Origin of the sequence: Shewanella sp. MBTL60-112-B2 (genome assembly GCF_019655055.1) — a bacterium.
GTDB lineage: Bacteria > Pseudomonadota > Gammaproteobacteria > Enterobacterales > Shewanellaceae > Shewanella.
The window spans coordinates 142,468-155,661 of the sequence record NZ_BPFA01000006.1; the positions used below are offsets into that span (position 1 = coordinate 142,468).

Annotated in this window: 12 protein-coding genes; 10 read left to right on the top strand and 2 right to left on the bottom strand. The window is 45.4% G+C overall.

Annotation, left to right across the window (positions count from 1 at the left end; translation table 11 throughout):
* Nucleotides 1–157 precede the first annotated feature (157 nt).
* The gene (ettA, locus tag K5Q73_RS05650) at nt 158–1,825 is read right to left on the bottom strand and encodes an energy-dependent translational throttle protein EttA (protein WP_220759851.1); all 1,668 of its coding nucleotides are present in this window, start codon (nt 1,823–1,825) and stop codon (nt 158–160) included.
* 277 nt (nt 1,826–2,102) lie between these two features.
* Between ettA and glyA the strand changes: the two genes are divergently transcribed.
* The 9 genes from glyA to K5Q73_RS05695 all read left to right on the top strand — a co-directional run bounded on the left by glyA (nt 2,103) and on the right by K5Q73_RS05695 (nt 9,776).
* On the top strand, nt 2,103–3,359 hold the full coding sequence (glyA, locus tag K5Q73_RS05655; RefSeq protein ID WP_220759853.1) for a serine hydroxymethyltransferase: 1,257 nt from the start codon (nt 2,103–2,105) through the stop codon (nt 3,357–3,359).
* A gap of 185 nt (nt 3,360–3,544) precedes the next feature.
* The gene (gene nrdR, locus K5Q73_RS05660) at nt 3,545–3,994 is read left to right on the top strand and encodes a transcriptional regulator NrdR (protein ID WP_012154416.1); all 450 of its coding nucleotides are present in this window, start codon (nt 3,545–3,547) and stop codon (nt 3,992–3,994) included.
* 67 nt (nt 3,995–4,061) lie between these two features.
* Nucleotides 4,062–5,186, top strand: a complete 1,125-nt coding sequence (gene ribD, locus K5Q73_RS05665) for a bifunctional diaminohydroxyphosphoribosylaminopyrimidine deaminase/5-amino-6-(5-phosphoribosylamino)uracil reductase RibD (RefSeq protein WP_220759855.1) — start codon at nt 4,062–4,064, stop codon at nt 5,184–5,186.
* A gap of 3 nt (nt 5,187–5,189) precedes the next feature.
* Nucleotides 5,190–5,855: a riboflavin synthase gene (locus K5Q73_RS05670; RefSeq protein ID WP_220759856.1), complete on the top strand. Its 666-nt coding sequence runs from the start codon at nt 5,190–5,192 to the stop codon at nt 5,853–5,855.
* A gap of 146 nt (nt 5,856–6,001) precedes the next feature.
* Complete coding sequence (gene ribBA, locus K5Q73_RS05675; protein WP_220759858.1) at nt 6,002–7,105, top strand: bifunctional 3,4-dihydroxy-2-butanone-4-phosphate synthase/GTP cyclohydrolase II; 1,104 nt, start codon at nt 6,002–6,004, stop codon at nt 7,103–7,105.
* A gap of 145 nt (nt 7,106–7,250) precedes the next feature.
* Complete coding sequence (gene ribE, locus K5Q73_RS05680) at nt 7,251–7,727, top strand: 6,7-dimethyl-8-ribityllumazine synthase (protein WP_012154420.1); 477 nt, start codon at nt 7,251–7,253, stop codon at nt 7,725–7,727.
* 14 nt (nt 7,728–7,741) lie between these two features.
* Nucleotides 7,742–8,149 (top strand): transcription antitermination factor NusB, encoded by a 408-nt coding sequence (gene nusB / locus K5Q73_RS05685; RefSeq protein WP_220759860.1) that lies wholly within the window; start codon nt 7,742–7,744, stop codon nt 8,147–8,149.
* Nucleotides 8,150–8,322: 173 nt separating this feature from the next.
* On the top strand, nt 8,323–9,282 hold the full coding sequence (gene thiL / locus K5Q73_RS05690) for a thiamine-phosphate kinase (RefSeq protein ID WP_220759862.1): 960 nt from the start codon (nt 8,323–8,325) through the stop codon (nt 9,280–9,282).
* On the top strand, nt 9,282–9,776 hold the full coding sequence (locus K5Q73_RS05695) for a phosphatidylglycerophosphatase A (RefSeq protein WP_220759864.1): 495 nt from the start codon (nt 9,282–9,284) through the stop codon (nt 9,774–9,776). The genes thiL and K5Q73_RS05695 overlap by 1 nt, the downstream gene beginning before the upstream one ends.
* A 98-nt stretch (nt 9,777–9,874) precedes the next feature.
* Here the strand turns inward: K5Q73_RS05695 and recN are convergent, their stop codons facing one another.
* A complete protein-coding gene (gene recN, locus K5Q73_RS05700) occupies nt 9,875–11,536 on the bottom strand; it encodes a DNA repair protein RecN (protein WP_220759866.1) in 1,662 nt (553 codons plus the stop codon).
* 1,029 nt (nt 11,537–12,565) lie between these two features.
* Here recN and K5Q73_RS05705 point away from each other — a divergent pair.
* Nucleotides 12,566–13,090, top strand: coding sequence for a hypothetical protein (locus tag K5Q73_RS05705; RefSeq protein ID WP_220759868.1), 525 nt, complete (start codon nt 12,566–12,568; stop codon nt 13,088–13,090).
* Nucleotides 13,091–13,194: the final 104 nt, after the last annotated feature.

The window sequence follows — 13,194 nt, forward strand, 5'->3', positions numbered from 1 at the left end:
CTTTTTGTTGTTGAATTGAAAATTATTTGTGGATTTTTGGTGGCTGACTGGAGGGCTTAAGTTCGGCGATAGCTTTGAATATAGTTTTGAATTTAGATTTGCATATAGTTCTGAATATTTTAGGGCAACAAAAAGGAGGCCGAAGCCTCCTTTTGATTTACTTAACCATACGCTTGTACTTTAAGCGATGTGGCTCAACCACATCAGTACCCATGGTTTCTTTTAACCAAGTTGAGTACTCGGTGTAGTTACCTTCGTAGAAGTTAACCTTACCTTCGTCGCGATAATCTAGAATGTGAGTCGCGATTCTATCTAAGAACCAACGGTCGTGCGAAATCACCATGGCGCAACCTGGGAACTCAAGCAGCGCTTCTTCTAGTGCACGCAATGTTTCAACGTCCAAGTCGTTGGTTGGTTCATCGAGTAATAGTACGTTACCGCCAGCTTGTAGAAGCTTAGCAAGGTGCACACGGTTACGCTCACCACCAGATAAGGTGCCGATGATCTTTTGCTGATCGCCACCACGGAAGTTAAAGCGGCCTACATAGGCACGGCTTGGAATTTCAGTGTTGTTGATGCGCATGATATCTTGGCCGTCAGAGATCTCTTGCCAAACCGTGTTCTTATCGTTCATTGAGTCACGGAACTGCTCAACCGACGCGATTTGAACTGACTCACCAAGCTCAACGGTGCCGCTATCTGGCTGCTCTGCGCCTGAAATCATCTTAAATAGAGTCGATTTACCTGCACCGTTAGCACCGATAATACCGACGATCGCGCCTTTAGGCACAGAGAAGCTCAAATCATCGATAAGTACGCGGTCGCCGTAAGACTTAGTTAGGTTAGTGATCTCAATAACCTTGTCACCTAGACGTGGTCCTGGTGGAATAAATAGCTCGTTAGTCTCGTTACGCTTTTGGTAGTCGTTAGTATTAAGCTCTTCGAAGCGAGCCATACGCGCCTTACCTTTAGACTGACGGCCTTTAGCGCCTTGGCGTACCCATTCAAGTTCTTTAGCGATAGTCTTTTGACGTGCACTTTCGGTCGCTGATTCTTGGGTCAGACGAGCATCTTTTTGCTCAAGCCAAGAAGAGTAGTTACCTTCCCATGGAATACCTTCACCACGGTCAAGTTCTAAAATCCAGCCAGCGGCATTGTCTAGGAAGTATCTATCGTGGGTAATTGCCACAACAGTACCTGTGTATTCTTTTAAGAAACGCTCTAACCAAGCAACAGATTCTGCATCCAAGTGGTTGGTTGGTTCGTCAAGTAATAGCATGTCTGGCTTTTCAAGTAGCAGACGACAGATAGCTACACGGCGACGTTCACCACCAGATAGTACTTCAATTTTCTCATCCCAATCAGGAAGACGCAGTGCGTTCGCTGCGCGATCTAGCACAACATCCAGATTGTGGGCATCTTGAGATTGAATAATGGCTTCTAATTGACCCTGCTCTTTAGCTAGAGCGTCAAAATCAGCATCTGGCTCGGCATAAAGTGCATAGACTTCATCTAAGCGTACCAGCGCGTTTTTTGCTTCGGCAACGGCTTCTTCTACTGCTTCACGCACGGTTTGGTTGGGATCAAGCTTAGGTTCCTGCGGCAAGTAGCCGATTTTCAGATCTTGCATTGGGCGAGCTTCACCTTCAATTTCAGTATCTAGACCCGCCATGATGCGCAGCAGAGTAGATTTACCTGAACCGTTTAGACCTAAGACACCGATTTTAGCGCCAGGGAAAAAGCTTAATGAGATATCTTTAAGGATCTGCTTCTTTGGCGGGACAATTTTGCCCACTCTAAGCATGCTATATACAAACTGAGCCATGTTAGTTCTCTTTGACTGTGTTTTTGAATCGGGAATGAAGGCAATTCTACAAGATCCGTTGCAGAACTTAAATCTGAATTAAAGGCGTTTAACATTAACAATCAGGTTAATGTCGTTGCGACTATTTCCGACAATTTTTATGTCTATTAGTGCTTTTTACGAAACTCACTCATCTAGAAATGCAAGTAATTTCATGTTGTAAATGCTGGGATTGTGATCAAATGCGCTGTAGAATGTCGCGCAACCCTATTACAAGACTTTACAGCTGGAGTGAGTAATGCTGAAAAAAGATATGAATATCGCGGATTACGATCCACAACTATTTGCAGCAATTGAAGATGAAACACGCCGTCAAGAAGAGCACATCGAACTCATTGCTTCAGAAAACTATACAAGTCCTCGCGTAATCGAAGCACAAGGTACTCAGCTTACTAACAAGTATGCCGAAGGCTACCCAGGTAAGCGTTACTATGGTGGTTGTGAGCATGTAGATATTGTTGAAGAGTTAGCAATCTCTCGTGCTAAAGAGCTGTTTGGTGCAACGTATGCCAACGTTCAGCCACACTCAGGTTCTCAGGCTAACGCAGCCGTATTTATGGCACTACTTCAAGGCGGCGACACTGTTCTAGGTATGAGCCTAGCGCACGGTGGTCACCTAACTCACGGTTCTCACGTGAGTTTCTCAGGCAAACTATACAACGCAGTTCAGTATGGTATCGACGAAACAACGGGCCAAATTGACTACGCCGAAGTTGAGCGTCTAGCCGTTGAGCACAAGCCAAAGATGATCATCGCAGGTTTCAGTGCTTACTCTGGTATCATTGACTGGGGTAAATTCCGCGAAATCGCTGACAAAGTTGGCGCATACTTATTCGTTGATATGGCGCACGTTGCAGGTCTTGTTGCTGCAGGGATCTATCCAAACCCAATGCCACATGCGCACGTTGTAACAACGACAACCCATAAGACTCTAGCTGGCCCTCGTGGCGGTTTGATCCTTTCATCAATCAACGATGAAGATATCTACAAGAAGCTAAACTCTGCAGTTTTCCCTGGTGGCCAAGGTGGTCCTTTGATGCACGTTATCGCTGCTAAAGCGGTTGCATTTAAAGAAGCCCTAGACCCAGAGTTCACGACTTACCAAGAGCAAGTAGTTGTTAACGCTAAGGCAATGGCTCGTACGTTCATCGAACGTGGCTACGATGTGGTATCTGGCGGTACTGATAATCACCTATTCTTGCTTGATTTGATCAGCAAAGATATCACAGGTAAAGATGCTGACGCTGCCCTAGGCAACGCTAACATCACAGTGAACAAGAACTCAGTACCAAACGACCCACGTTCACCATTTGTGACATCTGGCCTACGTATCGGTTCTCCTGCAATCACGCGTCGTGGTTTTGCTGAGCAAGAATGTGTTCAGTTAACTCACTGGATGTGTGATGTACTGGATGATATTACAGATTTAGCCGTTAGCGAGCGCGTTAAAGGACAGGTTCTGGAATTGTGCGCTAAGTTCCCTGTTTACGGTTAACCTTAAGCGTTAAATCAGTTAGACTCCTATGGCCGCATTTATGCGGCCATTTTTGTATGTAAACAGCATACTTTCTGAGGTTTTAAGTCGTACCAATCACATTTTAATGATTGTCAAAGGTGACATAGTTAATAGGTTAGGTATAAATCCAGTGATTCATAACATTTTTTCTAAACGGAGGCTAAATGCATTGTCCATTTTGCAGCGCAACTGACACAAAAGTGATTGATTCGCGATTAGTCGCTGACGGCCATCAGGTGCGTCGACGTAGAGAGTGTGTTCAGTGTCATGAACGCTTCACCACCTTTGAAGGGGCCGAGCTTGTGATGCCTCGTGTGGTGAAACAAGACGGTAGTCGCCAGCCGTTCGATGAAGAAAAACTGCGCGGCGGCATGTTGAGAGCCGTAGAGAAAAGACCTGTTTCTATGGATCAAATTGAGCAGGCATTGACTAAGATTAAATCGACTTTGCGCGCTACCGGTGAGCGCGAAGTTAAATCTGAAATGATTGGCAACTTGATGATGGACCAATTAGTCAACCTAGATAAGGTTGCCTACATTCGTTTCGCGTCTGTTTATCGTGCCTTCGAAGATGTTTCAGAGTTTGGTGAAGCGATCGCCAAACTACAAAAATAACCTATGCAGTCGGGGCTAAGCACAACGCCTAGTCCCTTCATCAATCGAATAATCGGAAATGCCGCCAATGATGTGGTCTATCGAAGACAGCCAAATGATGAGCCTTGCCATTGAGTTGGCACAAAAGGGCATGTACACCACTCGTCCAAATCCTAGTGTGGGCAGCGTTATCGTTAAAGATGGCGAAATCGTTGGCGAAGGCTACCATATTCGAGCGGGTGGTCCCCATGCGGAAGTGTACGCTTTAAATATGGCGGGCTGTGACGCAAAAGGCGCTACCGCTTATGTTACTCTGGAGCCTTGCAGCCATTACGGCCGCACACCACCTTGCGCAAAAGCGTTAATCGAGCACGGCGTTAGCCGAGTGGTTATTGCGGTGACTGACCCGAACCCTGAAGTCTCAGGTCGTGGCATTGCCATGTTACGTGATGCGGGTATTCAAGTGGATGTTGGCTTGATGACCGAAGAAGCTAAGCAGGTCAATCTAGGCTTTTTGAAGCGTATGGAAAAAGGCATGCCTTGGGTGACGGTAAAGCTTGCCGCCAGTCTTGATGGTAAAACGGCATTGTCTAACGGTGTATCTAAATGGATTACCGGCCCTGAAGCGCGCCGTGATGTGCAGCGTCTACGCGCTCGTCATTGCGCCTTAGTCACAGGCGTGGAAACGATTCTTGCCGATGACCCGAGTTTAAATGTGCGTCATAGTGAGTTAGGTTCGCTAGCCAATCAGCTCGCCCCCGCCGAAATTCACCAGCCACTTAGGGTGGTATTAGACAGTCAGGCGCGCCTAGGTAGTGAATTAAACCTGTTTAAAATCGACAGCCCAATTTTATTGGTGTCGACTCAAGCTTATCCTAAGAGTGTACAGGCTGCTTGGCCTGCACATGTGCAAAGTCAGGTATTAGCTGCGGTTGATTCTCGTATTGACCTTAATGTGTTATTGAACTTGCTGGGTGAGACTTGTAACTCAGTGTTGATTGAAGCCGGTGCGACGCTTGCGGGTGCCTTTGTGAATCAAGGGCTAGCCGATGAGATTGTACTGTATCAGGCGATGAAAATTTTAGGCTCGCAAGGGCGAAACCTACTGACATTGGATGACTTTCAAGCCATGTCAGAGGTGCCAAAGATTAACCTAATCGATGAGCGCAAAGTGGGGCCAGACACCCGCTTAACGTTAAGAGTGAGTAATTAGTTTATGTTTACTGGGATTATTGAATCAGTCGGACACCTACGAAAAGTTGAGCGCCGCGGCGATGACATTCGTTTAACGGTAGCCAGTGGTAAACTGGATCTGTCAGATGTAAAGCTTGGCGACAGTATCGCCACCAACGGTGTGTGTTTAACTGTGGTTGAGTTGATGAGCGATGGTTACGTGGCAGATATTTCTGCTGAAACTGTTACTTTGACGGGCTTCTCTCATTATCAAGTCGGAAAAGCCGTTAACCTTGAAAAGGCCGTGACCCCAACTACTCGCTTAGGCGGACATATGGTCAGTGGCCATGTGGATGGTATCGCCCATGTGGATGACAGACAATTTCGTGGCCAAGCCATCGAATTTTGGCTCAGCCCGCCTGAGGAGCTTGGCCGTTATATCGCCCATAAAGGCTCTATCACTATTGATGGAGTAAGTTTGACGGTTAATGAGGTACAAGGTCATCGATTTAGACTGACAATCGTGCCGCACACCGCGGGGGAAACCACGTTAGTGGATCTCAAAGCCGGTGATAGCGTTAACATTGAAGTCGACTTGATTGCACGTCACTTAGAAAGGTTGATGAGCTACGGCAGCCAAGAGCAAAACAGCACGCCAAAGTCGGAAGTGACTATGGAATTGTTAGCTCGCTCAGGATTTTTGCGATAAACACTGGATTAAGCTTGTTATGGCGATTAGATTTGTCGTAATAAGCGTATAAAAGTAATAGATATAATCATTAAATAATTCACTACAAGAGAGCATTGACCCCGATGCACGTTGTTCATTGTAGTGACAAAAATAAAGGTCTGAACATGGCGTTACATAGTATAGAAGAGATCATTGAAGATATTCGTCTAGGTAAGATGGTCATTTTAATGGATGACGAAGACAGAGAAAATGAAGGCGATCTAATCATGGCTGCCGACATGGTGACGCCTGAAGCGGTAAATTTCATGGCTACGTTTGGCCGTGGTCTGATTTGTCAGACATTGACCAAGGCACGTTGTCAGCAGCTGAATCTGCCTTTGATGGTCACTAACAACAATGCACAGTTCTCGACTAACTTCACTGTTTCAATTGAAGCAGCCGAGGGCGTAACAACTGGTATTTCGGCGCAAGACCGTGCGGTAACGGTATTAGCGGCGGTAGGTAAAGATGCTAAGCCATCAGATATCGTTCAACCAGGACATATCTTCCCATTGATGGCGCAAGAAGGTGGCGTACTTATTCGTGCAGGTCACACCGAAGCTGGCTGTGATATTGCACGTCTTGCAGGCTTCGAGCCTTCATCGGTTATCGTTGAAATCCTTAATGACGACGGCACCATGGCACGTCGCCCAGATCTTGAAATCTTTGCTGAAAAGCACGGTTTGAAGATGGGCACAATTGCAGACCTTATCGAGTACCGTAATACCAAAGAAACCACAGTAATCCGTGAAGCCAAATGTAAGCTGCCAACCCGTTTTGGTGAGTTTGAGATGCTGACTTACCGCGATACTATCGACAACCAGTTGCACTATGTACTGGTTAAAGGCGAAGTTTCAGACAACACCTTAGTGCGCGTACACTTGCAAAATACCTTCAATGATTTATTGCACTCAGAGCGCGATCAGCAACGCAGCTGGCCGCTAGAGAAAGCGATGAAGCGTATTAGCGAAGACGGTGGTGTGTTGGTGTTACTTGGTAATCATGAACACAGCAGCGATATCCTCGCTAAAGTGAAGGCGTTTGAAGCCGAAGACAACGGCAGTACACCAACTGCAGCCCAGTGGCAGGGGACTTCACGTCAGGTAGGTGTTGGCTCACAAATCTTGGCTGACGTAGGTGTGACTTCTATGCGTCTATTGAGCTCGCCGAAGCGCTACCATTCTCTTTCAGGCTTCGGATTAGAAGTAACTGAATATATTGCAGATTAAATCCCTGCCTCAGGTTGAATGTCAGCCTGAGGCTTAAATTCACACTTTTCTTATTAATTGCATAGAGATCAGTAGGGAGTGCTGTGGTATCATACCGCCTCTTCCGTCCCTATGTAGGGTAATTAAGCTAATTTAGGTAAGATAAATGAACGTAGTTCAAGGTAATATCGAATCGAAAAACGCCAAAGTTGCGATCGTAGTTTCACGTTTTAACAGCTTTGTTGTTGATAGTTTACTCGATGGCGCGGTTGACACTCTTAAGCGTTTTGGCCAAGTTGCAGATGAAAACATCACTGTAGTTAAAGTGCCAGGCGCTGTTGAACTGCCACTGGCTGCACGTCGTGTTGCGGCGAGCGGAAAATTTGACGGAATCATCGCACTAGGTGCGGTAATCCGTGGTGGTACACCTCATTTCGATTTTGTAGCAGGTGAATGTAATAAAGGTTTGGCTCAGGTTGCACTTGAGTTCGATATCCCAGTTTCATTCGGCGTATTAACCACAGATACCATTGAACAAGCTATTGAGCGTTCGGGTACTAAAGCGGGCAACAAGGGCGGTGAAGCTGCACTTGGTCTGCTAGAAATGGTTAACGTTCTGCAAGCACTTGAAGAACAGCTGTAATTTAGGACAATTTAATGAAGCCTTCAGAGCGCCGCAAGGCACGTCGTTTAGCCGTTCAGGCCATCTATTCATGGCAGCTAAGTGGCAACAATATTGCTGATGTTGAGCATGAGTTTCTAACTGAACAAGTTGTTGATGGTGTCGATATTGCTTACTTCCGTGAGCTATTAGGCGGCGTAGCAACTAAGAAGAGTCAATTGGATGAGCTAATTGCTCCATTCGTGACTCGTCCACTCGATGAAGTGGATCCAGTAGAAAAAGCGATTGTACGTATCGCAACTTATGAACTGACATTCCGCAAGGATGTGCCTTACAAGGTAGCGATTAACGAAGCTATCGAGCTTGCAAAAGCATTCGGCGCAGAAGATGGACATAAGTTTGTTAACGGCATTCTCGATAAGCTGGTAGCACGTAACAAGTAGTAGAAACGGCATCTTCGGATGCCGTTTTTGTTATATCCGCTAGGGAGCTTAGAACAGTCCGCGTATTTCCACTTTGAGCAAGCCTAATGGCTGCCTTTTTCGCTTGAGTGACGGCCTGAGCTACACTTATCTCATCTCTCCCTGAATACTTACTATTATTTGTGATTGGTATTGTGAAAGAATTTCAATTAATCGAAAGTTTCTTTACTGGGCGCGCCCAGTCCCGCAAAGATGTAACCGTCGGTATTGGTGATGACTGCGCTATTGTTCAGCCAGCTGACAATAAATCTATTGCCATCTCTTGTGACACCTTAGTGGAAAATGTCCACTTCTTCCCTGATATGCCTGCTGCCGATCTTGGCTATAAGTCTTTGGCGGTAAATCTATCGGATCTGGCCTCTATGGGGGCAGAACCTGCTTGGATGACATTGGCACTGACGCTACCTGAGGTTGACGAAACCTGGCTGGCACAATTCAGTAGCGGCCTATTTGATATCGCCGAGTATTATGGTGTGGCATTGGTAGGTGGTGACACCACACGTGGCCCTCGCTCGATTACTATCACCATCAACGGCCAGCTTCCAAACGATATTGGTTTGACTCGCAGCGGCGCTAAAAATGGTGACTGGATCTATGTTACCGGTACTTTAGGTGACTCGGCACTGGGTTTAGATCTACTGCGTAATAAAGTCGAAGCGAACGCAGAAAACAGAGCCTATCTTATTCATCGTCATTACCGACCAACACCGAGAGTTTTGGCCGGTCAGTCGCTTAGAAATATCGCCTCAAGTGCGATTGATATCTCAGATGGCATCATGTCTGATATCAAGCACGTACTGAAAGCGTCCAATGTTGGCGCGGTGATTAATGTTGACAATATTCCATTGTCGGATCAACTTAAAGCCACTGTCTCGCCTGAGATGGCGCTAAGTTACGCGCTCACCGGTGGTGAAGACTATGAGTTGTTGTTTACCGTCTCAGAAGCGCAAAAAGGCATGCTAGAGGTCGCCTTAGTCGAATCAGGAGTTAAGTTTACTCAGATAGGCCAGGTGTGCACGGGTGGCCAGTTAAAGCTACTTAGCGACAATCAACCGTTTGAACCGATAAACTTAGGTTTTGAGCATTTTAACTAATGAATTTTCTCTCTAAAGATCCAGTGCTTGCCAAGCTGTCACTGAAGAATCCTATTCACTTCCTTGCGCTGGGTTTTGGCTCAGGCCTCGCGGCGAAAGCGCCGGGAACCTTTGGCACCTTGGCTGCTATCCCTGTTTTTCTGCTGATGGCACCGCTGAGTTTACCTTGGTATATCGCCCTTACGGTATTGAGTGTGCTGGCAGGTTTTTATATCTGCGATAAGGCCTCGAAAGATATGGGCGTACATGACCATGGCGCAATAGTCTGGGATGAGGTCGCAGGACTTTTGATCACCATGATTGCCGCGCCTGCAGGTTGGCAGTGGCTACTTGCGGGGTTTGTGCTGTTTCGTATTTTTGATATCTTAAAACCGTGGCCAATTCGCTGGCTAGATGCCAAGGTTCACGGCGGCTTCGGTATTATGATTGATGATGTGCTAGCGGGTATTTTTTCCATGCTTTGCTTACAAGGCCTAGCGTATTACTTTGCTTAACCGCATCTATAATCGCCAAATATCAGTACCAAAAAAATGCAGAGCTTAGCTCTGCATTTTTGTTTTATAGGCTTTAACTATTAACTTTAGCTTTAAAATTAGCTTAATAGCAACTCTTTAGCGTTAGCTAAGGTGTTGTTGGTGATGGTATCACCACCCAAAAGACGCGCTAACTCTTCAATACGCTGCTCTTTATCTAGCGCCACCATAGAGGTCTCTGTTTGACCCGCCTTGCTACTCTTATTAACGAACATATGTTGATGACCGTTACCGGCCACTTGTGGCAAGTGAGTTACACAAAAAACCTGGGTCGACTCGCCAAGGCTGCGAAGCATACGTCCAACAACTGCAGCGGTAGGGCCAGAAATACCCACATCGACTTCATCGAAGATCAATGTAGGAGTCGAGACTTTCTTGGCGGTGATCACCTGAATACCTAAACCTATGCGTGATAGCTCACCTCCTGAGGCGACCTTGGCAATAGGCTGTAGCGGCTGACCAGGGTTAGTCGACACCATAAACTCAATGCTGTCACAGCCTGTCGGGGTGATAACAGCCTCATTGAAGTTTACCGCAATGGTAAACTTGCCCTTAGGCATATTGAGCTCATGGATAGATTGAGTTACCTGTTTATCTAGCTCTTTAGCGTAACGACTGCGGCTGTTGCTCAGCTTTCTAGCGTGTTGCAAATAAGCTTCTCGGTTGGCATTTAACTGCTCACGAATATCATCCAACTTGTCATCGTCAGATCCTAAGTCCTCAAGTTCTTCCAGTAAACTTTGGTGGTGAGTATAAAGCTCATTTGGCATCACTTGATGCTTACGGGCAAGTTGCATGGTTTTTGATAGGCGCAGCTCCAGATGAGCAAAATACTCAGGGTCGAGTTCTAAACCTTCTAAGTAACGCTCTATTTCGCTGCTGCTCTCTTGTACCTGAATGAGAGCGTCATTTAGCATCGCCAGCACACTAGAAAGCTCAGGATCATAACTTTCTAGATCTTGCCCTTGGCTAATAGAGGTGTTGAGTAACGACTCAACACAGCCTTCATCACTGTCTTGCAAGATATGTAGCTGATTACGGCACAGCTCTATTAATGCAGTGCTGTTGGCTAGCTTCTTATGCTCGGCCTCTATCGACTCGTATTCGCCCTCATTAATAGCAAATTCGTTTAGCTCTTCGACTTGATATTGCAGTAGCTGTTTACGGGCTAGGCGCTCTTGCTGCGACATCTCAAGTAGGTGTAGTTGTTTTTCAGTCGTTTTACATCTGTGGTAGCTGGCAGTAACGCTATCGAGTAGCATTTTATGGTTAGCATAGCTATCTAACAGGGTAAGTTGATGTTCACTCTTTAGCATTGCGTGGTGAGCATGTTGACCATGAATACCGATAAGCAGTTGGCCAAGGGATTTTATCTGCGCCAATGGTACAGGGTTACCATTGATATAGGCGCGTGAGCGGCCGTCGCTACTAATGGTGCGGCGTAGGATACATTCATCCCCGAGTTCAAGGTCGTTATCTTCAAGCCAGCGTTTCGCCGCTGGGGTATCATCTAATAAAAAGCGGGCACTTACTTCGGCCTTTGTGGCACCTGGTCTAATGGTATTGGCGTCGGCTCGGTTACCTAAACATAGGCCGAGGGCATCGATAGCAATCGATTTACCCGCACCGGTTTCACCAGTAATACTGGTCATGCCGGCTTTAAAGTCGAGTTCTAAAAAACGCACAATAGCAAAGTTGTTGATGCTGAGTTGGCAAAGCATAGTGATGTCCTTTATCAAAACACTGTATGGTTAAACAGTATATACTGTTTATTCATACAGTAAATACCCAGTTGATAAATCCGTTGAGGTGAATCACGTTTTCATTCTGGTTTTAGTTTGAGAGTGTTGACTTTCTGACTGACTCAGACTCGTTATTTGAAACAGATTTTTGTTACCTTTTTATGAGTGTAGGAATAAAAAATGGGTTTTTCAAAAAACAGAAGTTAAGCCAGCCTTGGAATGAAGGCTGATTACATTTTTTGGGCTAGCACTATCTGTTAGCAGGTTATGAGCTGCGGCTTCATGGTTATCAATCGCCTGCAGCGGGTGCTGGACAGGATATCCGAATGTCGTGATCACATGGATGTGAATGAACGACGTATGTGCAGACACTGCCGTGACACGCTGCAAGTCCTTCCTTGGAAGCTCGGGCATGACGAATAGCATCCCAGCTAAAAAGCCAGTTCGGCATCCATGCCTCTCGTTCGAGAACTTGATAACTTTGTTATCTCTCACCCTGAAACCGAAGCCCGCAGCCTTATCTGCACTGGATGTTTTCCTTCTTCAAGTTAAGCTTTGGTGGTTCAACTTCTAAATTGAAAATGCCCCTTTATCTGTTTCACTACAAAAAGTGTTGAGTAGCAGACGTGAACCTTTGTTAGTAGAAAACCTAATGTGAAAGCTCATGCATAGTCTCATCTTTACACTAGCTGTACATATAAACAGTTATAATAAACATAGTGAATTTTCAGTATTATTTTGGTGTAAGAAGGAAAGCGACTTAGAGTTAACAACTGCTAAGTGGCTGTTTAAAAACATTTCTCCCCAATAGTTAAATCAAATCTTGTCACAAATAAGTAAATTCTGGTTTTCATCATCAGAAGAGTCAGTGGCTTCGTAGAAAAATCCTATTAAACTATTGATTTAAAATGCATTTAAAGTTAACTTGTTCGCATAGGGTTAACTAGGCTGACTGTTCTTGTTCGGAATTCAGCCTAATATACTGTTACATTGCTTTCGGAGGGTATGGTGAGCCTGTTGTCGTTAAATAGCTACGTTAGCCTGATTGATAAATGTGAAGTCGAGCTACAGCAACTTCAAAATTGCTCAGAACATCCAACATATGACTATTTACTATTTAATGTGGTTTTCGGTCTGAGTCATCTTTATGAGTGGTATTTAAAGGATGACGATATTAGTCCTGAACAAAAATTGGCGTGCATTAGAAAATTTAACCCTTACCGAGAAAATGGAAGGTTAGGTGATTTAAATAAATATTATTCAAAGATGGAGTTTCCTGATGTATGTGTATACCAAGAGATCGTCCGTAAACTTTGTAATAAAGCAAAACACTTCAAAAAAGTTCAAATAGAGAGGCAGGAAAGAAACTATACCGTCTCATGTGGCTCACCTAATGCTGTGTGTGGAAACCCTGAGGCGACTTGTGGAGCTTTTGATCACTATCTGTATGTTGTTGATGTTGAGGGAGTCGACACAGATCTGTACAAGTTAGTTCGTGAACTTTTCCAAGATTGGAAGCAGTTTGCAATGTAACAAGGCACTTCAGGCGGATTTCAACCAGATTGGTTGCGCTCGTGCCTCGCGGATTATAGCCAACCAAGTTGCTCCCGCTGAGTGGAGCGTTATGCATTCTAAAT